The organism is Brevundimonas halotolerans (assembly GCF_003730275.1).
Taxonomy (GTDB): domain Bacteria; phylum Pseudomonadota; class Alphaproteobacteria; order Caulobacterales; family Caulobacteraceae; genus Brevundimonas; species Brevundimonas halotolerans.
Genome location: NZ_QTTA01000017.1, coordinates 1 through 21824, shown reverse-complemented (window position 1 = coordinate 21824; position 21824 = coordinate 1). Strand labels below are relative to the sequence as shown.

Annotated in this window: 25 protein-coding genes; 11 read left to right on the top strand and 14 right to left on the bottom strand. The window is 68.4% G+C overall.

What is annotated here, in order from left to right; all coding sequences use genetic code 11:
- The first annotated feature begins 12 nt into the window (after positions 1–12).
- Positions 13–1530 (top strand): pseudouridine synthase, encoded by a 1518-nt coding sequence (locus EG854_RS07680; RefSeq protein WP_123287520.1) that lies wholly within the window; start codon positions 13–15, stop codon positions 1528–1530.
- Here the strand turns inward: EG854_RS07680 and EG854_RS07675 are convergent.
- Together EG854_RS07675 and EG854_RS07670 are read right to left on the bottom strand one after the other, a co-directional pair.
- Positions 1522–2193, bottom strand: a complete 672-nt coding sequence (locus tag EG854_RS07675) for a CDP-alcohol phosphatidyltransferase family protein (protein ID WP_123287518.1) — start codon at positions 2191–2193, stop codon at positions 1522–1524. The genes EG854_RS07680 and EG854_RS07675 overlap by 9 nt on opposite strands.
- On the bottom strand, positions 2190–2621 hold the full coding sequence (locus EG854_RS07670; protein ID WP_206423388.1) for a hypothetical protein: 432 nt from the start codon (positions 2619–2621) through the stop codon (positions 2190–2192). Before EG854_RS07670 ends, EG854_RS07675 begins: the two co-directional genes overlap by 4 nt.
- 12 nt (positions 2622–2633) lie before the next feature.
- On the opposite strand from EG854_RS07670, the gene EG854_RS07665 reads away from it, so the two are divergent.
- The 4 genes from EG854_RS07665 to EG854_RS07650 are packed head-to-tail and all read left to right on the top strand — an operon-like array spanning position 2634 to position 5852.
- Positions 2634–3599: a phosphatidate cytidylyltransferase gene (locus EG854_RS07665; RefSeq protein ID WP_123287516.1), complete on the top strand. Its 966-nt coding sequence runs from the start codon at positions 2634–2636 to the stop codon at positions 3597–3599.
- Positions 3580–4272 (top strand): lysophospholipid acyltransferase family protein, encoded by a 693-nt coding sequence (locus EG854_RS07660; RefSeq protein ID WP_123287514.1) that lies wholly within the window; start codon positions 3580–3582, stop codon positions 4270–4272. Before EG854_RS07665 ends, EG854_RS07660 begins: the two co-directional genes overlap by 20 nt.
- Positions 4269–4838: a 16S rRNA (guanine(966)-N(2))-methyltransferase RsmD gene (gene rsmD, locus EG854_RS07655; protein ID WP_123287512.1), complete on the top strand. Its 570-nt coding sequence runs from the start codon at positions 4269–4271 to the stop codon at positions 4836–4838. Before EG854_RS07660 ends, rsmD begins: the two co-directional genes overlap by 4 nt.
- A 3-nt stretch (positions 4839–4841) precedes the next feature.
- Entirely contained in the window at positions 4842–5852 is a 1011-nt protein-coding gene (locus EG854_RS07650) for a Kelch repeat-containing protein (protein ID WP_123287511.1), read from the top strand.
- Between the two features lie 128 nt (positions 5853–5980).
- On the opposite strand, the gene ileS is transcribed toward EG854_RS07650, so the two are convergent.
- From ileS to EG854_RS07630, 4 genes are all read right to left on the bottom strand, one after another.
- Positions 5981–8905, bottom strand: a complete 2925-nt coding sequence (ileS, locus tag EG854_RS07645; protein ID WP_123287509.1) for an isoleucine--tRNA ligase — start codon at positions 8903–8905, stop codon at positions 5981–5983.
- Positions 8906–9049: 144 nt separating this feature from the next.
- A complete protein-coding gene (locus EG854_RS07640; protein WP_241153172.1) occupies positions 9050–10030 on the bottom strand; it encodes a bifunctional riboflavin kinase/FAD synthetase in 981 nt (326 codons plus the stop codon).
- Between the two features lies 1 nt (position 10031).
- Complete coding sequence (locus tag EG854_RS07635; RefSeq protein ID WP_123287505.1) at positions 10032–10493, bottom strand: MaoC family dehydratase; 462 nt, start codon at positions 10491–10493, stop codon at positions 10032–10034.
- A gap of 38 nt (positions 10494–10531) precedes the next feature.
- Complete coding sequence (locus EG854_RS07630; RefSeq protein WP_123287503.1) at positions 10532–11401, bottom strand: TIGR01459 family HAD-type hydrolase; 870 nt, start codon at positions 11399–11401, stop codon at positions 10532–10534.
- Positions 11402–11645: 244 nt separating this feature from the next.
- Between EG854_RS07630 and EG854_RS07625 the strand changes: the two genes are divergently transcribed.
- Together EG854_RS07625 and EG854_RS07620 are read left to right on the top strand one after the other, a co-directional pair.
- Positions 11646–11996: a glycine zipper 2TM domain-containing protein gene (locus EG854_RS07625; RefSeq protein WP_206423387.1), complete on the top strand. Its 351-nt coding sequence runs from the start codon at positions 11646–11648 to the stop codon at positions 11994–11996.
- 48 nt (positions 11997–12044) lie between these two features.
- Positions 12045–12263 carry a hypothetical protein gene (locus tag EG854_RS07620; protein ID WP_123287499.1) on the top strand — a complete coding sequence of 73 codons (219 nt, stop codon included), beginning with the start codon at positions 12045–12047 and terminating at the stop codon, positions 12261–12263.
- Between the two features lie 17 nt (positions 12264–12280).
- Here the strand turns inward: EG854_RS07620 and EG854_RS07615 are convergent, their stop codons facing one another.
- The 3 genes from EG854_RS07615 to tipF form a co-directional block, all read right to left on the bottom strand.
- Positions 12281–12802, bottom strand: a complete 522-nt coding sequence (locus EG854_RS07615) for a hypothetical protein (protein WP_123287497.1) — start codon at positions 12800–12802, stop codon at positions 12281–12283.
- Positions 12803–12889: 87 nt separating this feature from the next.
- Positions 12890–13606: a hypothetical protein gene (locus EG854_RS07610; RefSeq protein WP_123287496.1), complete on the bottom strand. Its 717-nt coding sequence runs from the start codon at positions 13604–13606 to the stop codon at positions 12890–12892.
- Positions 13607–13612: 6 nt separating this feature from the next.
- Complete coding sequence (gene tipF, locus EG854_RS07605) at positions 13613–14887, bottom strand: flagella assembly cyclic-di-GMP phosphodiesterase TipF (RefSeq protein ID WP_123287494.1); 1275 nt, start codon at positions 14885–14887, stop codon at positions 13613–13615.
- A 120-nt stretch (positions 14888–15007) separates the two neighbouring features.
- On the opposite strand from tipF, the gene EG854_RS07600 reads away from it, so the two are divergent.
- Positions 15008–15778 carry an SDR family NAD(P)-dependent oxidoreductase gene (locus EG854_RS07600; protein WP_123287492.1) on the top strand — a complete coding sequence of 257 codons (771 nt, stop codon included), beginning with the start codon at positions 15008–15010 and terminating at the stop codon, positions 15776–15778.
- Entirely contained in the window at positions 15768–16715 is a 948-nt protein-coding gene (locus EG854_RS07595; protein WP_241153171.1) for a lysophospholipid acyltransferase family protein, read from the top strand. The genes EG854_RS07600 and EG854_RS07595 overlap by 11 nt, the downstream gene beginning before the upstream one ends.
- On the opposite strand, the gene EG854_RS07590 is transcribed toward EG854_RS07595, so the two are convergent.
- The 4 genes from EG854_RS07590 to xseA form a co-directional block, all read right to left on the bottom strand.
- Entirely contained in the window at positions 16670–17179 is a 510-nt protein-coding gene (locus EG854_RS07590) for a response regulator (RefSeq protein ID WP_123287490.1), read from the bottom strand. The two genes, EG854_RS07595 and EG854_RS07590, sit on opposite strands and share 46 nt — an antisense overlap.
- A 99-nt stretch (positions 17180–17278) precedes the next feature.
- The gene (locus EG854_RS07585) at positions 17279–18109 is read right to left on the bottom strand and encodes a M23 family metallopeptidase (protein ID WP_123287489.1); all 831 of its coding nucleotides are present in this window, start codon (positions 18107–18109) and stop codon (positions 17279–17281) included.
- On the bottom strand, positions 18106–18333 hold the full coding sequence (locus tag EG854_RS07580; protein ID WP_123287487.1) for a DUF2093 domain-containing protein: 228 nt from the start codon (positions 18331–18333) through the stop codon (positions 18106–18108). The genes EG854_RS07585 and EG854_RS07580 overlap by 4 nt, the downstream gene beginning before the upstream one ends.
- A 38-nt stretch (positions 18334–18371) precedes the next feature.
- Entirely contained in the window at positions 18372–19853 is a 1482-nt protein-coding gene (gene xseA / locus EG854_RS07575; protein WP_123287485.1) for an exodeoxyribonuclease VII large subunit, read from the bottom strand.
- An 82-nt stretch (positions 19854–19935) separates the two neighbouring features.
- Here xseA and purD point away from each other — a divergent pair, with 82 nt between their 5' ends.
- Both purD and EG854_RS07565 read left to right on the top strand, forming a co-directional pair.
- Positions 19936–21225 (top strand): phosphoribosylamine--glycine ligase, encoded by a 1290-nt coding sequence (gene purD / locus EG854_RS07570; RefSeq protein ID WP_123287483.1) that lies wholly within the window; start codon positions 19936–19938, stop codon positions 21223–21225.
- Positions 21226–21236: 11 nt separating this feature from the next.
- Complete coding sequence (locus EG854_RS07565; RefSeq protein WP_164461954.1) at positions 21237–21554, top strand: hypothetical protein; 318 nt, start codon at positions 21237–21239, stop codon at positions 21552–21554.
- 85 nt (positions 21555–21639) lie between these two features.
- Here EG854_RS07565 and EG854_RS07560 read toward each other — a convergent pair.
- Positions 21640–21824 (bottom strand): integrase core domain-containing protein (locus EG854_RS07560; protein WP_164461952.1); only part of this gene is annotated, 185 nt, incomplete at its 5' end.

The following is a 21824-nucleotide window of genomic DNA, read 5'->3' as shown; positions in this document are numbered from 1 at the left end:
GAACCGCTCATCATGGACCGCCATTCAAAAGACAACGACAAGAAGCCCCGCCCGCGTCAAGAGGGAGGCGCTTTCGCCGACCGCAAACCCGGGGGCAAGTACGACCGCGACAAGCCCCGGAGCGACAAGCCTCGGGGGGACAGACCGCGCGGCGACAAGCCGGGGGGCGACAGGGGTCGCGACGACAAGGCCGGCGGCAAGCCCGCGCCCAAACGCACCGAGCGCATCGCCAAGGCGCTGGCCCGGGCCGGAATCGCGTCCCGGCGTGAGGTCGAACGGCTGATCGGTCTGGGCCAGGTGGCGGTCAACGGCAAGATTCTGGATACGCCCGCGACGCTGGTGACCCGCGACGACGTGATCACGGTAAACGGCAAGCCGGTGGGCGCCGCCGAGGCGACGCGCGTCTGGCGCTATCACAAGCCGGCCGGGCTGGTGACCTCGCATATGGACCCGGCGGGACGACCGACGGTGTTTGACGCCCTGCCCAGTGGTCTGCCGCGGGTGATCTCGGTCGGACGTCTGGACCTGAACACCGAGGGCCTGCTGCTGCTGACCAATGACGGCGAGCTGAGCCGGGCGCTGGAACTGCCGACTTCGGCGCTGGTGCGTCAGTACCGGGCGCGGGCCCGGGGGCGCATCACCCAGGAGAAGCTGGATACGCTGAAGACCGGTACGACCGTCGACGGCATCCACTATGGGCCCATCGAGGCGACCATCGACAAGGCCAAGGAGAAGGCTGGCGACGACGGCCACGCTCCGGCCAATCTGTGGCTGAGCGTGTCAATCACCGAGGGCAAGAACCGCGAGGTCCGCAAGGTGCTGGAGTCGGTCGGACTGACGGTCAACCGGCTGATCCGTCTGGCCTATGGCCCGTTCCAGCTGGGCACGCTGCCGGTGGGCTCGGTCGAGGAGATCGGGCCGCGCGTCATCCGCGAGATGCTGGCTGAACATATCCGCCCCGAGAACCTGCCGCAGGGCAATACGGTCTCGACTCCCGCCCCCATCCCCGGACGACGCCCGCGCGGCCCTGTGGTGGTCGGCAAGTCGGGCTCGGCCCTGTCGGACCCCTCGCGCAAGCCCAGCCGGGTGCGGGCCGCAGGTGTCGCCACGACCGAGGCCGCCGAGCGGGCCGAGACCGGACGTCGGGCGCCGAAGAAGGAGGGCTGGGCCAAGGCCGCGCCGCGCACCAGCCATCCCAAACGAGACTTCAAGCCGCGCGCCGGGGCTCCGGGCGCAGAGAATGCTGATCGGCCCAAGCGCGCCTATGGTGCCCGCCCGACCGGCGATGGCCCCAAGCGGGACTACAAGCCCCGGTCGGAGTCCGGCGACCGCCCGGCCCGGGATTTCAAATCGCGCGACGACAAGCCTCGGTCCGGCAAGCCTGCAGGCGCCCGTCCCGGCGGCGAACGTCCCGGCTCGGGCCCGCCCGGACCCGGGGGGCCCGGCAAACCCGGTGGCTCCGGCGGCAAACCGGGTGGACGTCCGGGCGGACCGGCGGGCGGGCGCGGCAGTCCGAGACGCTCAAGCTGATCCGTCGCGAGCTTTCAGCCAGGCGGCAAGGCGCAGGGTGCGACGCACCGCGGTCACGGCGGTCAGCAGCACGATGACGGCCAGCGCCAGCCACAGGGCGACGAAGCTGTAGTCCGAAAGCGTCAGGGCCAGTCCGGCGGCGACCAGACAGCCCAGCGTCAGGGCGGCCATCCGGTGCGGCTTGGCGCCCGGGCCGGTGAAGTCTGCAGCCTGACCCAGGGCGCGGCCCAGCTCGCGGATATAGGCGGTCAACACGGCCAGCAGGGCGGCGGTCCAGCCCAGCATCGGGCCGAAGGCGGGGTCATAGACCCTGAGCGCCATGCCTGCGCCTACGAGGAACAGGGCGTCGGCGATGCGGTCCGGCAGTTCGTTCCAGACCGGGCCGAGCGGGCCTCCGCGTCCGTGTTCGACCGCTACCATGCCGTCCAGAAGGTTGGCCAAAAGGCGCAGCTGGATCGCCACCCCGGCGGCAAACAGCCAGCCAGCACGCTCGGCGCCTTCTGCCGTGGCGGACATCCAGAAGGCCCAGAACCCGACGCCTGCGAACACCACACTGAGGGCCGAGATGGTGTCGGGCGACAGACCCATGCGGGTGCACAGCCGGGCGAGGCCGGTGGCCCAGCCCGTGCCACGCGACTTCAGGGGGCGGCGGTTGTCGGTCATGGCGCTCTCCGCAGGCTGGCCACATAGACGAAGGCATAGGTGGTCGAGACGGTCCACGGCACAGCCAGCGTGGCCCAGACCTCGGGCGTGCCAGCGAGGGTGTGGGCGCAAAACAGCACCCCGGCGATGGTCAGGCAGCTGACCAGCGGCGGCACCAGCCGGGCGGCCAGACCGTCCAGGCAGCGAAAGCCGGCCTCGAGCCCGCGCTTCATGATCAGGGTGATCAGGGCCGACAGCGCCCCCTGCACGAGGGCGGCCAACAGCAGGTCCGGCAGGGGGTGGTCGCGATTGGCAAAGGCCGCCCAGCTGCCCATGGCCAGACCGCCCAGTGCCACATGCACGGCGGTCGACCGGAACAGGGATGTCGAGAAGGTCTGCCGCGCGGGCCGGTTCTGAGGCATGGTCGGGCCGATGTGTGATTCCAGCATGAGACTAGACCCATGATGGCGCCGCTGACAGCCGGGCCTTTCAGCCTGCATCCGCACGTGGCTATGGGGCTGGCGGCGGTGCTGGCCGTGCTGACGCTGGCCTCGGTGCTGGTGCTGGCCCTGCCGCGCCTGAAGCCGCGGTTCGACGCGACCGAGCTGCGGCTTCGGGTCTGGTCGTGGTGGGGGATGGTGGCCCTGACGGGGGCGGCGCTGGCGCTGGGCTGGCCCGCCGTGACGGTGCTGTTTGCGCTGGTGGCGTTCATCGCGCTGCGGGAGTTCCTGTCGCTGGCCCCCTTGCGCCGCGAGGACCGGCTGATCGTCCTGTTCGCCTATCTGACGGTGCCGCTGGCGTTCGGACTCGTAGTTCTGGATATGTACGGCATCTATGTCGTGTCGATCCCGGTGTGGTTCTTCCTGACCGTGCCCTTCCTGATGGCGCTGGCCGGGCAGACGCGGGCCTATCTGGCGACGGTCGCAACCCTGACCTGGGCGGTGATCGTGTGCGTCTATACGCTGGGCACCATCCCCCTGCTGATGCGGTTGCCGGATGCCGAGGCACCGGCCGGGGCGGCGGGTCTGGTGTTCCTGCTGCTGTTCGTGACCGAGGCCAATGATGTGCTGCAGTACCTCTGCGGCAAAGCCTTCGGGCGGCACAAGATTGTTCCGAAGGTCAGCCCGAACAAGACGTGGGAGGGGTTCCTGGGCGGCTGGATCCTGAGCGCGGGACTGTTCTGGTTCCTCGCCCCGGTGTTCACCGGCCTTGACCGGATCGAGGCATTGATCGTGGCGCTGGTGCTGCCGGTCGCAGGCTTTGCCGGGGACGTGACCATGAGCGCGGTCAAGCGAGATCTGGGCGTCAAGGACACCAGCCGACTGATCCCCGGGCATGGCGGGGTGCTGGACCGGATTGACAGCCTGACCTTTACCGCGCCGCTCTATTTCCACCTGATGGCCTATTATGCGCTCGACCGGTACTGAGCCTGCCCCCACCGAGCCTGCGCGCCCGTTCGGCTGGGGGCGGACGCTGTTCCTGACGCTGGTGGCGCGACCGCTGGTGCGGTTCATGACGGGCATGGATGTGGTGGGACGCGAGCACCTGCCCCGGCGCGGTCCGGCCATCGTGGCGGCCAATCACAACAGCCATATGGACGCCTTCATCCTGCTGGGCCTGTTCCCGATCGGGGCGCTGCATCAGGTCAGGCCCGTGGCGGCGGCCGACTATTTCCTCGCCAATCCGGTGGTCAGCTGGATGTCGCGGCGGGTCGTGGGGATCACGCCGATCTCGCGCACGGTGAAGCGCGGCGAGGATGTGCTGGCCCCGGCGCGCGAGGCGCTGGCGCGCGGTGAGATCATCCTGGTGTTTCCCGAGGGCACGCGCAGCCGCGACGGGCGGATGGCGCCGCTGAAGGCCGGGGTGGCGCGGCTGGCCGAGGCCTTTCCCGAGGTGCCGGTCGTACCCGTGTGGATCCAGGGCGCGGGCCGGGTCCTGCCCAAGGGGGCGATCACGCCGGTGCCGATGAACTGCACCGCCATGGTCGGCGAGCCCGTGCGCTGGACGGGCGACAAGCATGGCTTCATGGCCGATCTGAAGACCCGGCTGGACGCGCTGGCCGAGGCGGCGCCGCCGCAAAAGTGGAGTGAGGACGCATGAGGATCGTCGCCGGACGGCTCAAGGGCCGGGCCATCGTCGCGCCGGAGGGCCAGGGGACCCGCCCGACCAGCGACCGGGCGCGGCAGGCCATCTTCAATGTGTTGGAGCATGCGGCCTGGTCAGAACCGCTGACGGGGGCACGGGTCATGGACCTTTATGCCGGATCGGGCGCCCTGGGCTTTGAGGCCATGAGCCGGGGGGCGGCCTTTTGCCTGTTCGTCGAGACGGCGGATGAGGCGCGCGGCGCGATCCGCGAGAATGCCGACGCTTATGGCTTGATGGGGGCGACCCGGGTGCACCGCCGCGATGCGACAGATCTGGGCGTGCGTCCCGGCTCGGCGGGGGAGGCCTTCACGCTCGCGTTTCTGGACCCCCCCTACGGAAAGGGGTTGGGCGAGCAGACGCTGGACCGGTTGCGCGAGGGGAATTGGCTGGCGCCCGGCGCGATCGTCGTGCTCGAACGAGGGGCGAACGAGCCGGACATCGCAACACCCGGCTATGCGCGACTGGATCAGCGGACCTATGGCGCGGCCCAGGTGCTGTTCCTGCGGCATGAGGGGGATTGAGGCATGGATCGACGCAGCTTTCTGGCGGCCGGGGCCGCGCTGGGCGTGATGGGCAACGGCCGTGTCGCAAGCGGCGGCTGGAGTGCGGCTGCGGCCATGCCCTGGCCTGCGCAGGAGATCTATGCGGCGACAACCGGCAGCCGGATCGTCACGGCCGGCGGGCTGGTCTCGCGTCAGGGCCAGCCCCTGCACATCGAGCGGCGGGTTGCTGTGCTGGAGACTGCGACCGGGGTCTGGTCCGAGGGGCCGATGCTGCCCCAGCCCCGGCATCACCCGATGATGGTGGCCGACGGCGCCGGGCGGATGCTGGCCATCGGCGGCTATCGCCGGGGCGAGGCGGGGGAATGGGTCAACAGTCTGGAGACCTGGGTGCTGGAGGGCGACAGCTGGCGCTCGCTGGATCCGCTGCCACGCCCGCAGGCCGAGGCGGTCGGAGCGCTGCTGGCCGGGCGGGTGCATCTGGTCACCGGGCGCTCGCCCATTGGCGAAGCCAACGGCAACTGGCCGGATCAGGGTGACGTCGACACCCATCTGGCGCTGGACCCGGTGACGGGCCGATGGGAGACGCTGACGCCCGCCCCAATGGCGCGGAACAGCGCGGCGGTGGCGGTGCTGGACGGGTGCCTGTGGATCGCGGGCGGTCGCACGGTGCAGGGTGGCGGCACCGGCCGGCTGGACCGCTATGATCCGGTGGCCGACCGCTGGGACACGCTGGCGCCGATTCCGGTCTCCGACAGCGGCCAGCAGGTCGGCGGGGGTCTCGCCATGGGGGCGGTCGGCGGCAAACTGGTGGCGTTCGGCGGCGAATGGTTTGCGCCGGGCGGCGGCGGGGTATTTCCGGAGACCTGGATCTATGACCCGGCAAGCGACGCCTGGACCCGCGGTTCCGACATGATCACCCCGCGTCACGGCCTGGCCGCGGCCGTCGTGGGAGATCGTCTGTACGCCATTGCCGGGGGAGAGGTGGTCGGCGGCGGGCGGGCCGGGGGCGTGGTTGAGGTGTTCGAGTTTTAGGGCATCTCAAGGAAGTAAGAGGTTCATCACAGCGGACACAACGAAGGCACAGCGATCACAGCGGACGTGGGGGTGTGGCCGATATTATCCCTTCTCCCTTCGGGTCCCGCCGGGAGAGGGGAGGGAGATTACCCCTTCCGGGCGTCCAGCCAGCGGACGGCGTCGGCGTCGCGGGCGCTGAGGTCGGGGTAGTCGGGGTCGGAGCCGACGTCCGGCACGCGGCGCCAGGAACGGGCGCATTTGGGGTGGTCGGCGGTGTCGATGCGGGCGGTGACCGTATCGCCGCCGACCGAAAGTTCGGCGCCCGAGGTGCGGAACACCTCGGCGGCATCCAGGCCGTCGAAGGCCGTCATCAGCTCGGCGGGCAGGGTGACCGTGGGCCAGGCATCGAGGGCGCCGCCGATGACCTTGTCGCGGCGGGCGGCCTCGAGGGCTTCATTGACGGTTTCCAGCACGGTCCAGACCTTGTCCCACCGCGCAGCCTCGGCGTCGTTCTGCCACTCGGCCGGGGTGTCGGGGATGATGCGGGCGCAGTTTGTGCCGGCGTCGGGGTAGCGGGTGGTCCAGGCCTCTTCCATGGTGAAGGGGGTCAGCGGGGCCAGCCAGGCGGTCAGGCGCAGGAAGACCTCGTGCATGACGGTACGGGCGGCGCGCCTGCGGATCGCGTCGGGGCGGTCGCAGTAGAGGCTGTCCTTGCGGACGTCGAAATAGAGGGCCGACAGGTCGCCCGAGCAGAACTCGATCACCGGACGGACGACGTCCTGGAAGTCATAGGTGTCATAGGCTTGGCGGACCTGGCCATCCAGCTGCCACAGGCGGTGCAGGATGAAGCGCTCCAGCGGCGGCATCTGGTCCAGCGGCAGGCGCTCGGCCTCGTCAAAGCCGTCGAGCGCGCCCAGCAGATAGCGGACGGTATTGCGCAGCTTGCGATAGGCCTCGACCGTGGTCTGGAGGATCCGTTTGCCGATCCGCTGGTCCTCGGCATAGTCGACCAGGGCCACCCAGAGGCGCAGGATGTCGGCGCCCGACTCCTTGATGACGGTCGCGGGGTCGGTGGTGTTGCCCAGCGACTTGGACATCTTCTTGCCCTGCTCGTCCTGGGTGAAGCCGTGGGTCAGGACAGCCTTGTAGGGCGCGCGACCACGGGTGCCGCAGCCTTCCAGCAGGTTGGACTGGAACCAGCCGCGGTGCTGGTCGGAGCCTTCCAGATAGAGGTCTGCCGGCCAGTGCGAGGGGCGGTCGCCCTGATAGCCGTGCTCCGGCGTGCGGGGCTCAAGCGTGAAGGCGTGGGTGCAGCCCGAGTCGAACCAGACATCGAGGATGTCGGTGACCTTTTCATACTGGTCGGGGTCGTGGACGCCGAGGAAGTCGGCATCGGGGGTTTCGAACCAGGCGTCGGCGCCCCCGGCCTGGATGGCGGCGAGGATGCGCGCATCGACGGCATCGTCATGCAGGGGCTGGCCGGTGTGTTTGTCGACGAACATGGCCAGCGGCGTGCCCCAGGCGCGCTGGCGGCTGATCAGCCAGTCGGGGCGGTCGGCGACCATGGAGCGGATGCGGTTCTTGCCCGCGGCCGGGTGGAAGGTGGTGGCGTCGATGGCCGCCAGCGCCGTGTCCCGCAGGGTCTCGCCCGATTTCAGCGGATGATCCATGCGGATGAACCACTGGGGGGTGTTGCGGAAGATGATGGGCGCCTTCGAGCGCCAGCTGTGCGGATAGGAATGCTCCATCCGTCCACGCGCCAGCAGGTTGCCGGCCTCGATCAGCTTTTCGGTGACGACCTTGTTGGCGGCGCCGAACTTGCCGATCTTGTCCTTCTTGCCCTCGGTCTCCAGCACCTTGAGCCCGGCGAACAGGGGCACGTGCGGATAGTAGGCGCCGTCGGCGTCGACGGTGTCCGGGACCTCCTTGTGGCCATGGGCCTTCCAGACGTCATAGTCGTCGGCGCCGTGCCCGGGGGCGGTGTGGACGAAGCCGGTGCCGGCGTCGTCGGTGACGTGGTCGCCGGCCAGCAGGGGCACGGCATAGCCATAACCGGGGTCGAGCGCGGCCAGCGGGTGGGCGCACTCCAGCCCCGAGGGATTGATGTCGCCGAGGCGGGTCGTACTGGCGATCTTCGCGGCCTTGAAAACCTCTTCCGCTAGCTTGTCGGCGAGGATCAGCCGGTCGCCCGGTTTGGCCCAGGGCTCGAACTCGAGGCCCTCTTCCATGGCGGTGACCTCATAGACGCCATAGGCGATCTCGGGGCCGTAGCTGATGGCGCGGTTGGCCGGGATGGTCCAGGGCGTGGTCGTCCAGATGACGATCGCGGGCGTGGCGTGACGGAAAGCCAGCAGGTCGTCGTCGTGGTCGTCGGTGGCGCCGGTGACCGGGAACTTCACCCAGATCGTGGGCGAGACATGGTCGTGGTATTCGATCTCGGCCTCGGCCAGGGCGGTGCGCTCGACCGGCGACCACATGACGGGTTTGGAGCCACGGTACAGCTGGCCCGAGTTCTTGAACCTGTGGAACTCGGCGACGATGGCGGCCTCGGTGCCATAGTCCATGGTGGCATAGCGGTTGGCCCAGTCGGCGGTGACGCCGAGGCGCTTGAACTGGTCGCGCTGGACGTCGATCCAGCCCTCGGCATAGGTGCGGCAGGCGGCGCGGAACTCGGCCTTGGAGACCTCGTCCTTGCGGCGGCCCTTGGCGCGGAACTGTTCCTCGATCTTCCACTCGATCGGCAGGCCGTGGCAGTCCCAGCCGGGGACATAGTCGACGTCATAGCCCAGCAGGAAGCGCGACCGGACCACGAAGTCCTTGAGCGTCTTGTTCAGTGCATGGCCGATGTGGATGTCGCCGTTGGCATAGGGCGGGCCGTCGTGCAGCACATAGAGGGGGGCGTTCTGCGACTGACGCTCGGCGCGCAGGCGGGCATAGAGATCGCCCCAGGCCTCGAGGATCTCGGGCTCCTTCTTGGGCAGGCCGCCGCGCATGGGGAAGGGCGTCTCGGGCAGGAAGACGGTGTCGCGATAGTCGCGGCCAGTGGGAGCAGTATCGCCGGTGTCGGCCATGGATCAGTCTCGTGTCGTTGATCGTTCGCGTGAAGTTTGATTCCGCTGCTTGAGCGGGGCATCCCGGCGTGCGCGAGGCGTCAGGCCTGCGGCGCTACGCCGGGCGGCTAATCGAAATCACACGGATCACGCGGACGGTCATGGTCAGGCCGGTCTAGCAGAGGCGGCGGGCGATGCGCCAGCCGAAACCGCCAGCGCGGCGCGGGCGGCAGCCGCATCCGCCTCGATCTGGACCTTGAGGGCGTCGAGGCCGTCGAAGGTCGCCTCGGGCCGCAGGAAGGCGACCAGATCGGTCTCGACCGTCTGGCCGTAGAGGTCGCCGTCGAAGTCGAACAGCCAGACCTCGAGCAGGGGCTGCTCCAGCTCCAGCAGATACATGGGGCGGACGCCGAGGCTGGCGACGCCGTCGATGACGCGACCGTCGGCCAGACGGGTGCGGGTGGCGTACACGCCATAGGCCGGGCGCATATAGTCGCCGAGCGCGATGTTGAGGGTCGGCACGCCGATGGTACGGCCGCGCTTGTCGCCATGGATGACCTCGCCCTCGATGGCGAAGGGGCGGCCGAGGATGGCGGTGGCGCGGGCCATGTCGCCGGCCTGCAGGGCCTCACGCACGGCGGATGAGGACAGCTTCAGCCCGTGCGCGTCATCGACCCGGGCGACCGGGCTGACGGTGAAGCCGGCGGTCTGGCCGTAGCGGGCCAGCGCCTTGGGCGAGCCGGAGCGGCCCTTGCCGAAGGTGAAGTCAAAGCCGACGGCGGCATGCTTGATGCCGAGACCTCCGCCCAGCACATCCAGCGCAAAAGCCTGATCGCTCAGGGCGGCCATGTCGGCGTCGAAGGGCAGGCGGTAGAGGCGGTCGACGCCGAGGCCGTCCAGGGCGCGCTCCATCTGGCCGGGCGACATCAGGCGAAAGGGGGCGGCCTCGGGCTGGAACCAGCGGCGGGGGTGGGGCTCGAAGCTGACGACACCCAGCGGCAGGCTGCGTGCTGTGGCGACCGCGCGGGCGGCGTCGATGACGGCCTGATGGCCCCGGTGGACGCCGTCAAAGGCGCCGATGGCGACGGCGGCCCCCGTGTCGGCAGGGGCAAGGTCGCGCCAGTCCGGGATGACCGTCAGGGACACGTCAGCTCTTGGCGGGGCGGCGACGACGGGGGACGCGGACGGTCGCCTCGCCGTCCATGACCAGATCCTCGCCGACCAGACCTTCGCAGCGCAGGACGACACGGGCCGTCTCGGCATCCATGGAAGCCACGCTGATGCGAGCGACCACAACGTCGCCGATCTTGACCGGCTTGTGGAAGCTGGTGCGCTGGCTGAGGAATATGGCGCCGGCGCCGGGCAGGATCATGCCGACCACGGCCGAGCCGAAGGAGGCGCTGAGCAGGCCGTGGGCGATGCGGCCGCGATAGGCGGTCTTTGAGGCAAAGGCCTCGTCCATATGGACCGGGTTGAAATCGTCGGAGGCCTCGGCGAACTGCTGGATGCGGGCTTCGGTGACCTCGACGGCCTTTTCGGCGGTCATGCCGACGTAAAGCTCTTCGAAGATATAGCCCCCGGAGGGGTGCTGCTGGACCGTCTGTGTCATGGGCCGGTGTTAACGCCGGAATCGCGCAAAGGCGAGCCTTACCAGGCGAGGTCGAGGGCGGCGTAGCGGGCAGAGGTGCCTTCGGCGACCAGCAGATCGCCCGCGCGGGCAGGGTCAAGCGTGCCGTCGCCGCGGCGGGCGGCATCGCCGTGGATGCCCTGGGCGATGAACAGACAGTCCAGCCCCTGCTGCTCAGCCCCCAGCACATCGGTGATGACGCCGTCGCCGATGCACAGCACGCGGGACCGGTCGACGGGGCCCGGGCGGTGGCGCGTGGCCTCGGTCAGGGCCAGGTCGTAGATGGGCGCAAAGGGCTTGCCGGCCATGATCACCGGGCCGCCCAGCTGCGCATAGAGGTCGGCCAGCGAGCCGCCGCAATAGATCAGGGTGTCGCCGCGCTGGACGACGCGGTCGGGGTTGGCGCAGATCAGGTCGATACCGCGCGCGGCGGCGGTCGACAGCTCGGCGCGATAGTCCTCGGGCGTCTCGGTGGTGTCGTCGCGGGGGCCGGTGACCGAGACGAAGGCGGCCGCAGCCACGTCTTCGGTGACCTCAAGGCCGAGGCCGGCATAGAGGGGGGCGTCGCGCGGCGGACCGATGATCAGGGCCGGGCCGGGCGCGCGCTTCGCCAGCTCCCTCCGCGTGGCATCGCCCGAGGTGACAAAGCCGTCCCAGGCGGCACGCGGCACGCCGAGCCCGTCCAGCTGGGCCACCACATCCGAGGCCGGCCGCGGCGAGTTGGAGATCAACACGACGGTGCCGCCCTGGTCGCGGAAGGCCTGAAGCGCGGCGCAGGGGCCGGGCCAGCTCTCACGGCCGTTATGGATCACCCCCCAGACGTCGCACAGCAGCAGGTCATAGTCGCCCGCAACGGCGGACAGGCGGGGCAGGGGGGAGGGCAGGGTCATGGCGCTGTGGTTAGCCGAGCAAGCGGGGTGGGGGAAGGGGAGGGGGGAGGCAGTAGGCAGTAGGCAGTAGGCAGTAGGGGTGGGGGGGGCGGCGGTGCGCGTGGGATCTGGTTTCTGGCAAGCGGCGGCATCGCCCCCTCCACCGCTGCGCGGTCCCCCTCTCCATGAATGGGAGGAGATGAGAAGGACGGAACAGCCCCCTCGCCCCCGGCGTTCGGGCATGGGGGTCAGAGGGAGAGACGACATGCGGTCCATATTGACGATGACGACTGTGGCGGCCTGCGGGTTGATGCTGACGGGGTGTGCGACGACGGGGTACGGCGACTATGCCTCGGCGTGCGAGCGGGATTATGCGCGCAACCGGGAGCTGGCGACCGGGGCCGGCGCAGCGCTGGGCGCGGCCGTGGGCGCGGCGGTCGCCGGAGAGGGGAATCGCGAGGAAGGGGCCGCGATCGGCGCCATCGCCGGGGCCCTGATCGGCCGCGAACTGTCGGAGGAAGATGATCCCTGCGGCTATGGCTTTGGCGGCTATAACGACGACTATCGCTATGGCCGCGAGCGGGTCTACTGGCGGGACGATAACCGGCGCTGGTGATGGAACGGGGAGTGGCCTGACCGGTTTAATCTCGGACAGGAGGTATCCATGAGCAAGATCACGACGCTACTGACCGCCGCTGCCCTGGCTACCGGCCTTGCGGCCTGCGGCTCCGAGACAGAGACCAACGACATTTCCGAGGCCATGCCCGAGACTCGCGACATCAGCGAGACGGCGTCCGACGAGCAGGTCGTGCGAGAGGGCGCCCTGCCTTCGGAGAGCACGACCGAGACACCGCCCGCGCCCGAGACGATACCGACCGAATAAGCGGGCGGCCGGCTCTTTCAGGTGAAGTGGTAGGCGTCGATCCGGGCTTCCCGAACACGGCCATTGCGGCCGAACCGCAGGGTAATCCAGCCCTCGCCCAGAGTGGCGCCGCACGTGTGACCACCATCCGATTCGAGGCGGCAATCGAGATCGGCCTCGGGCAGGAAGCGGGTTACCCGGGTGACAACGTCGTCCATCGCCCGCGCGGTGCCGATGCCAAGCGCCGTCGTGGGTTGATCATTGTCATTCGGGAAGAGGAAGGTTTTCACGACCAATTCGCCCTCCCAGAAGGCGTGTCCGACATCGTTTGCATCGATGTAGCTGCAGTCGGCCCATTTTTCGCACTGTCCCCCAACGACCATCGTCAGGCCGGGCGCGCCTTCTTGGGTGCCGAAGGGGATGTCCGAGAAGCTGCGTTCTGCCACCGCAAGGAGTTCGGGGCCGGAACGGCCGTTCTGGGCGCAGGCCTCCGTGCCCAGTAAAGCCAGTCCGGCGACGAGAGGGCCAACAAAAAGTGCGAGCATCGTGCGGCGGTTCATTGGATGTCGATCCTCTTGCGCGCGAGGGGTCTACTGGCCGGAAGATGAGCGGCGATGGTGGTGGGGCGGCGTTCTCTCCGTCCCGATCTAGGGCGGGGCGGGAGCCGCGCGGCGGATCATGATGCGCGGCTGTTCGCCATCAATGAGTGTCAGGCTCCAGTATGGGTCACCGAGACGGTGGTCAGAGATGATCAGTTCAATTCGGCCTTCGGCGTCCTGACCAATGTAGCTGACCTGGCCGAGAGGAAGGCGGGCGAACAAATCCGCCGTATCCGCCGGGCAAGGCTGACCGCGAATGGCGCTTTCACATTCGATCAGCACTGCCACTGCAAGGCCTGATCTGATGGCAGATTGAAGAGAGTCCAACCGCCGCAGGACGTCGGCGACCTGTTCGATCGGCTTTCCTGCAAGGAAGGCAAAGGTTCTGTCTCCGGCTTGTTCGCAATCCGCGTCGAGCCGAACCTGGGGATAGGGTACGATGTGATGGTCGATAGCCATGAAGGCGGTGCCATCCCGCGTCCTAATTACCTGTGTGGTGTAAGCGGCTCGAGTGCACAGGCTTTCGGCAGTGCGCTCGGGCACAGTGTACAATTCGACGTGTGCCAAAGGTCCGCGCACGTCGGGAGACAATGGCGGACCGAAATAGCGACTTGGCAGTGCGGAATGATCGGTGATCGTTGCCGCTAGCGAAGGGACCAGCATCTCAGCGACCTGAGCGGTATCCATTGCCTGCAACTCGGCTGCAGCTTCGACCTTGAGGCCCGGGTCCTGCGCTAACAGCGCGAGCAAGATCAGGCCGAGCATCGCCCTCTACCCCACCCGGCGCCGTTGCTCCGCGCTGCGCAGCGTGGAGCGGAGGAAGTCGGCGGGGGGGTCGGTTTCGGCGAGGACCTGTTCCTTGATGGCGCGGGGTTCGCCGAACAGATGGCCCTGGCCCATGGAGACGTCGAGTTCGAGGATGTCGACGATCTGGCGTTCGCTTTCGCACTTCTCGGCGATCACCTCGATGCCGTAGCGGCGGGTGAGGGCGGCGAAGTCGGCGGCCTGGATGTCGCGCAAGGACGGCAGGGGCGAGCCGCCGTCGAGGTCGAGCAGCTGTTCGATCAGCAGGTCGGCGGCGACCTTGACGAAGCGGACATCGGAGCGCTGCAGGTCGGCGAAGTCGAGATCCAGCGTCTGGACCTTGTCGATCGAGAAGCGGAAGCCGAGGTCGGCCAGCTTGGCCATGTTGCGGGCCTCGACCGCGCCGCGCGCATCGAAGGTGGCCTGACCCAGCTCGAAGATCAGCGACTGGTTGAGGTCGCGGTTCTCATTGAGGAAATGCAGGAACTGGGGGAAGAAGGTCTCATCGCCCAGCGAGGACAGGGCGACGTTGCAGAAGACGCCGACCTTGCGGTCCTGACGCGCCAGACGGCGGACGATCTGTGCGCAGCGGAACAGCAGCAGATTGTCGATGGCGGGGACCAGACCCTCGCCCTCGGCGACCGAGAGGTATTCGGCCGGCATCATGACGCGGTCGGTCGAGTCGCGCAGGCGGGTGAAGCTTTCGTAGAAGACGGTGCGGCGCTGCGGCAGGGTGACGACCGGCTGGAGATAGAGGTCGACGCGGCCCTCGGTCAGGGCATCGTGGACAGTGCGCAGCAGGGCGTGGGACTGGGCCTGACGGCGGCCCTCGAAGGTGTCGGTGGCGGCCGGGGCGGGGGTGGACAGGCGCTCGTCGATGCTGGCGCTCATCTGCTGGATCAGGCCCTCGAGCATGCGGACCTCACCCGTCAGTTCGTCAGTGCGGTTGAGCGCGCCGGATTCGATGGCCTGGGCCAGTTCGGTGAGGGCGCCCTGGGTGGTTTCCAGCGCATCGGCCAGCAGGCGGTGGGCGTCGCGGACCTGGGCGATCTCGGCCTTGAGGGCCCGCTCGCGGCCGTGGCCGGTGAGGTAGAGGTGGATGACACCGAGCACGCCGAGGGCCCCGAACGCGGCGGCGACACCGGCACCCGCGCCCAGCCCGCCACGCCAGATGAGCGCCCCGACCGTCATGGCCAGAAACAAGTAGCTGAAGATCAGGGCGGTACGAGTAAGCGTGCGCATCAAGGCCGTCTGTCCGGTGTTCCCGAAGGAATCGATCCAGTATCGGGCTATCGGCCCGTGGCGGCTAGGGTTATTCAGAAAGAATCGGTGGACAGCGATAACCTGAGGAGTGACGCGCACATGGAACTGTTTGACCTGACCGGCAAGGTGGCGGTGATTACGGGCTCGTCGCGGGGGATCGGCAAGGCCATCGCCGAGCGGATGGCCGAGCATGGCGCCCATGTCGTCATCTCGTCGCGCAAGGCCGGACCCTGCGATGAGGTGGCCGCCGAGATCAATGAACGCTTCGGCGAGGGACGGGCGATCGCCGTGCCGTGCAACATCGCCTCCAAGGAAGACCTGCAGCGGCTGGTCGATACGACCATCGGCACCTGGGGCAAGATCGACATCCTGGTCTGCAATGCTGCGTCCAACCCCTATGCCGGGCCGATGGCGGGCATTTCGGACGAGCAGTTCGACAAGATCCTGCAGAACAATGTGGTCTCGAACCACTGGCTGATCCAGATGGTCGCGCCGGGCATGCTGGAGCGCAAGGACGGCTCGGTGATCATCGTCTCGTCGATCGGCGGCCTGCGCGGCAATGCCCTGATCGGGGCCTATAATGTGTCCAAGGCCGCCGACATGCAGCTGGCGCGCAATCTGGCGGTCGAGTGGGGGCCGTCGAATGTGCGGGTCAACTGTATCGCGCCGGGCCTGATCAAGACCGATTTCGCGCGGTATCTGTGGGAGAACCCGGAGATCCTGAAGGTGGCGACCGACCCGGCCCCGCTGCGCCGCATCGGCCAGCCGGACGAGATCGCCGGGGCCGCCGTTTATCTGGCCGCGCCCGCCTCGACCTATATGACCGGCCAGACCCTGGTGGTGGACGGTGGGATCACCATTGCCTGGTGAGACTGAAAAGTCTGTCAGCTTTCGCCAGGACCTGATCTGGCGGGTGGAGGCGGCGGGGTTTGCCGCCTTTATCGGCCTGATGCGGATGCTGGGGGTCGAGCGGGCCTCGGCGCTGGGTGGCTGGCTGCTCCGGACGCTGGGACCGAAGACGGGCACGCAGAAGACGGTGATGCGCAATCTGCGGATCGCCTTTCCCGACATGCCGGAGGCCGAGCGCGAGGCGTTGGCGCTGGCGCAGTGGGAACAGACCGGGCGGGCGTTCGCCGAGACGGCCGTTATGGACCTGCTGGTCAAACAGGACCGGATCGAGGTGGTCGGGCTGGAGCGGCTGCACGCCATCCGGGACAGCGGCAAGCCGGTGGTCTTCGCGGGCGGCCATTTCGCCAATATCGAGACGCTTGCGGCGACCATCACCGGCTCGGGGGTGCCGTGCCAGATCACCTATCGCGCGGCCAACAACCCCTATGTCGATGCCCAGATCATCGCGGCGCGGGCGCGCTATGGCGTGAAACTGTTCGCGCCCAAGGGGGGGGATGGCGCGCGCGAACTGCTGGCCGGTATGGCGCGCGGCGAGTCGGTCGCCCTGATGAACGACCAGAAGTTTTCGGAGGGGCCGGAGGTGACCTTCTTTGGCCAGCCGGTCAATGCGGCCCCGGGGCCGAGCCGGCTGGCGCTGCGTTTCGGAACCGTGCTGCAGCCGATGTCGACGGTCAGGCTGCCGGGCGTGCGGTTCAGGGTGACGGTCTACGAGCCCATTGAGCTGGAGACGACCGGCGACCGGCAGGCGGATATCGCGCGCGGGGTGCAGGCGATCACGAGCTTTATCGAAGAGCGGGTGCGCGAGAGCCCGGTCGACTGGTTCTGGGTGCACAAACGCTGGCCCCACCGGGTCTATGCGTCGCTGGAGTCCCGGCCGGCATCGGTCGAGCGGCGGTAGGGCCCCTTGAAGATCTTGGAGGCGGACCGGCGGCGGTCGGGGCCGAAATAGCCGTCGGTCTTCACGAACGGGCGCGGCTTGTAGATCACCGCATTCATGCGCTCGAGAATCGCCTTGGCCGTGATCGGCTTGACCACAAACTCGGTGACGCCGGCGTCACGCGCCTCGACTACGCGGCTTTTCTCGGAGTGGCCGGTCATCATGATGATGGGCAGATAGGGGTTGGTGCTGTCGGGGCTGTTGCGGACCAGGCGCGTAAACTCGACGCCGTCCAGCGGGAACATGTTGAAGTCAACGATGGCGAGGTCGAACACATCGGTGCGCAGGGCATCGAGCGCGGCCGAGCCGTCCGCGACCTCGCGAATCTTGCGGATGCCCGCAGACTGAAGGATCGCCGAGGTGATCGCACGCATGTGCTGGTTGTCGTCCACGAGGAGGATGTGAATCGACTGAAGGGACGACATGAAGACACAGGAAGGCTGGGCCCGCGCGGGGGCGTTGATTTGTTACATCCTAGTCATGAATGCGGTCCGGGTCCAAGGGGAGAAACCCGGTGTTCTGAGTCAGACCCGCAGCAGCAGGGAGGGATCGAGGTTGCGATCCCGCCATTTCATCCGCCAGCACAGGTGGGGTCCGGTCGCCCGGCCACGCGCGCCGACCCGGCCGATCAACTGGCCACGATAGACGGTCTGGCCGACCGAGACCTCGACCCGGGACTGGTGCAGATAGGCGGTGATCAATCCCTGACCGTGGTCGATAAAGATCAGGCCGCCTTCATAGTGGAAGTCGCTCTCGGCCAAGGTGACAAGGCCGGCGGCGGGAGCGGTGATGGGGGCGCCGGTCGGGGCGCCGAGGTCGACGCCGTAATGGGGCTGGGCCGGGGTGCCGTTGAGAATCCGCTGGCTGCCCCAGGCGCTGGTGACCCGCATGGTCTCAAGCGGCGCGGAAAAGCCTTCGCGGAAATAGTCGGCGTCGAGGCGGCTGGCATAGGCCTCGGCCTTCACGGCGGCCTGTTCGCGAATGCGGGCCAGAAGGGCCGGGTCCTGGGGCGCGACAGTGGAGGGCGGCAGGCCGCTGATGCTGTGGCTGGGGAACTGGCCCTGCGCGAGCGTGACTTCGATGCTCTGCTCGCGGCTGCCCGAGCGGGCGGTGATCCGGTGGCTGAGTGGGGCGTCGCGGTCAAAGCCGACGATGAACCAGCCGTCGGCCGAGGCGGTGGTCAGGGCCTCTCCGTCCAGAAAGATGAGGGCGCGAGGCCAGGTGCGGCCGATCAGATGCCCGCCCTGAACGGGCCGGCCCTGAAGGTTGAACGGGTCGTCCTGGGCCCGGGCGCCCGAGGCCATCATGCCGGAGACCGCCAGGCCGGAGAGGAGGGCGCGGCGGTCCAGGGTCATTTCGGCGGGGCCAGGTTCTGGACGGCTTCTTCGGGGCCGTAATAGGCTTCCTGACGGGCGACGCTCCAGTAGCGCAGGGCCTGAAGCGGGATGGGGCGGCCACTGACGGCGCACCGCACAAAGGACCCGCTGGTCATGATGACGAAATCGCCGTCGGCATAGCGCAGCCGCGCTTCCTGCCCATCCACCCGGCTCTGGCCGGTCCTGTCGCCCCTCACGTCCATGGCGCCAGTCTAGCGTGCGCCGGAAATTACGGAAGCGGTCAGAACAGGTCGCCCTGATCGGGTGGCGGCGGCGCAACACGGCGCGTTTTCTGGGCCGGTGGGGGAGCGGGAGCGGGAGCGGGTTCCGGGGCCGTGCCGCCCTCGGCGCGAACATCGACCCGCCCGTCGGCGAAGACCAGGCCGAGCGCCTGTCCCGGCGCGATCTGGCCGGCGGCGGTCAGCCACTGGCCATCCCCGGCCTCGACCCGTGCAAAGCCGGGCTTGGGCGTGCGCGGGTTGAGGCTGTTCAGCGCCCGCGACAGGGTGATCAGCGACTGGGTGCCCCGATCGAGGGCGCGGGGCGGGACCGACAGCTTTTCGGACAGGGTGGCCAGCCGGGTCGCGCGGCGCTCCAGCCCCCGATCCAGCAGGCCCCGGCCAAGGCGCCCCTGCAGCACGGCCAGCCGGTGCTGGTGGACGGCGACATTGCGACCAAGTGCCGAGCCGAGGCGGCTGGAGGCATGATCCAGCCGCTGACGGGCCAGACCCAGCAGGTCCTCGGGCCGTTTGGGCAGGCCGCGGGCGGTGGCGCGCAGACGGGTGCGGCGATCCTCGATCAGGCGGGCTGCCCCCTGCAGGCGGCGGCGCTCAAGGTCAGCGAGCGTGGCGACCAGCTCGGCCCGAACGGGGGTGAGGATCTCGGCCGCGCCCGTCGGGGTCGGCGCACGCCGGTCGGAAACGAAGTCGATCAGGGTGGTATCGGTCTCGTGCCCCACGGCCGAGACCAACGGGATGGAGCAGGCCGCGATGGCGCGGGCCAGGTCCTCGTCGTTGAAGGGCCACAGGTCCTCGACCGAGCCGCCGCCACGCGCCACGACCAGCGCATCGGGGCGGGGGACGGGGCCGCCGGGCGTCAGGGCCTCGAACCCCCGGATGGCGGCGGCCACCTGACGGGCGGCAACCTCGCCCTGGACGACCACGGGCCAGACCAGAACGTGGCAGGGCCAGCGCTCGCGGATGCGGTGCAGGATGTCGCGGATGACGGCGCCGGTCGGGCTGGTGATGACGCCGATCACGCGGGGATAGCCGGGCAAGGCGACCTTGCGGGCCGGTTCGAACAGACCTTCGTCGCGCAGTTTCGCCTTCAGCCGCTCCAGCTGGGCCAGCAGGGCGCCGGCGCCGGCGGCCTCCATGCTGTCGATGACGATCTGATAGCTGGAGCGCGCCGGATAGCTGGTGATCTTGCCGGTGACGATGACCTCAAGCCCGGTCTCGGGCTGGATCGACAGGCCGCGCACCTGCCCCTTCCACACCACACCGTCCAGTGAGGCCTTGTCGTCCTTGAGTGTCAGATAGACGTGGCCCGAGGCGTGGCGATTGACCTTGGAAATCTCGCCGCGCAGCCGGACAAGGCCGAACCGGTCCTCGAGCGTGCGCTTGAGGGCGAAGGCCAGCTCGGAGATCGAGACGGCGGGATTGTTGTCGCCGGTCGCCGGAGCGGCCGGGGTGGTCCCCTCGAAGGCATAGGAATCGTCGGTCATGGGCGTTCAGGCTTAGACCCCCGGGACAGTTGCAGGCAACGCCCCGCTTGACCGGGCGGGCGCGGGCGGTCATGTCGCGGCCATGAATATCCTCCTCGTCGGATCGGGTGGGCGCGAGCATGCGCTGGCCTGGAAAATCGCCAAATCTCCCCTGTGTCGCCGGCTGGTGGTGGCGCCGGGCAATCCGGGCATGGCGAAGCTGGGCGAGATACGCGCGGACGTGAAGGCCGATGATGCCGAGGCGCTGGCTGTGCTGGCGCGCGAGATCAAGGCCGATCTGGTCGTCGTCGGGCCGGAAATGGCGCTGGAAGCCGGACTGGCTGACCGGCTGGATTCGGTCGGCATTCCCTGTTTCGGGCCGACGGCGCGGGCCGCGCGACTGGAGACATCCAAGGCCTTTGCCAAGGAGTTCCTGGAGCGGCACGACATCCCGACGGCGGGTTACGGGGTCTATGAAACCCTGAAGGATGCGCGCGAGGCGCTCAAGGTCTTCAGGCCCCCCTATGTGATCAAGGCTGACGGTCTGGCGGCGGGCAAGGGCGTGGCGATCAGCCCTGACCGGAAGGACGCGGAGGCCGAGATCGAGCGCATGCTGGGCGGACGGTTCGGAAGCGCCGGGACCCGGGTGGTCATCGAGGAGTTCATGGAGGGCGAGGAGGGTTCGCTGTTCGCCCTGTGCGACGGCAGGACCGCGCGCCTGTTCGGCGGGGCCCAAGATCACAAGCGGGCCTTCGACGGAGACATGGGACCGAACACGGGCGGGATGGGGGCCTATTCGCCGGCGCCTGTGTTCACGCCGGATCTGGTCGAGGCGGTCGAAAGCCGGATCGTCAAACCGACCATGGCGGGTATGGCGGCGGAGGGGAATCCCTATCGCGGGGTGCTGTATGTCGGGCTGATGGCCACTGCCGAGGGACCGCGCGTCGTCGAGTTCAACGCCCGCTTCGGCGACCCGGAATGCCAGGTGCTGATGATGCGGCTGAAGGGCGATGTCGTGCCGCTGCTGCTGGCCTGCGCGCGGGGGGATGTGAGCCGCGTGGCCGAGCCCGAGTTCCACGACGGCGTGGTGATCAGTGTGGTGATGGCGGCCAAGGGCTATCCCGACAGTCCGCTGAGCGGGTCGGTGATCCGCGGGGTCGATCAGGATTTTGGGCCGCATGTGCAGGTGTTCCACGCCGGAACGACGCGGCGGGACGACGGCAGTCTGGTCGCGTCGGGCGGGCGGGTGCTGAACGTCTGCGCGCGCGGTGCCGACATCGCCGAGGCGCGCGAGCGGGCCTATGCTGCCGTGCGCAAGATCGACTGGCCGGGCGGGTTTTACAGGTCCGACATCGGCTGGCGGGCGCTGGAGCCGCGCGACCAAGACAAATAGATGCTAGCTGAATGATCAGCTCTCGCGGGGTCGTCGCTTGCCAACTTTGCGGATGGCGTATCCTGATCTGTAAAAACCAGACCCATATTATGGCAATGTTTGACCTGGAACAGCTCAAGAGAACGGCTGCGACCCTCGTTCTGGCCGCGTTGGCCGCAAAAATTTGGATGTCAGTGACAGGCGGCAGCGAGGCCGTCTATTTTTGCACAGGGGCGCTACTCGTGGTGTTGGGCGGGCTGGCGCTAGGACCTCGAACGCGTTCTGCCATCCTTACGCACATCGTGGCCTGCGTGATCCTGTCGGCCATCTGGCTGGCAATCCTGACTTGACGGATTTGCCGCCCTTGGGTGCAGGGCCTCAATCCGATGCATCATTGTTTGCCGGAGAAGCGTCTTCAATTGACCACGCCCTGAGCTAGGTGTCGTTTCCAAGAAGGTTGTTCACCCTTGACCAAGGGGTGAGGCCTTTGATTCCGGAGTGTGGTCGGCGCAGGTTGTAGTTTTCGGTCCAGGGTTTGATGGCTGCGGCGCGCTCGTCCGATGAGCCATAGGGTCTGGCGTAAGCCCATTCACGCAGCGTGGTCTGGATGAAGCGCTCGG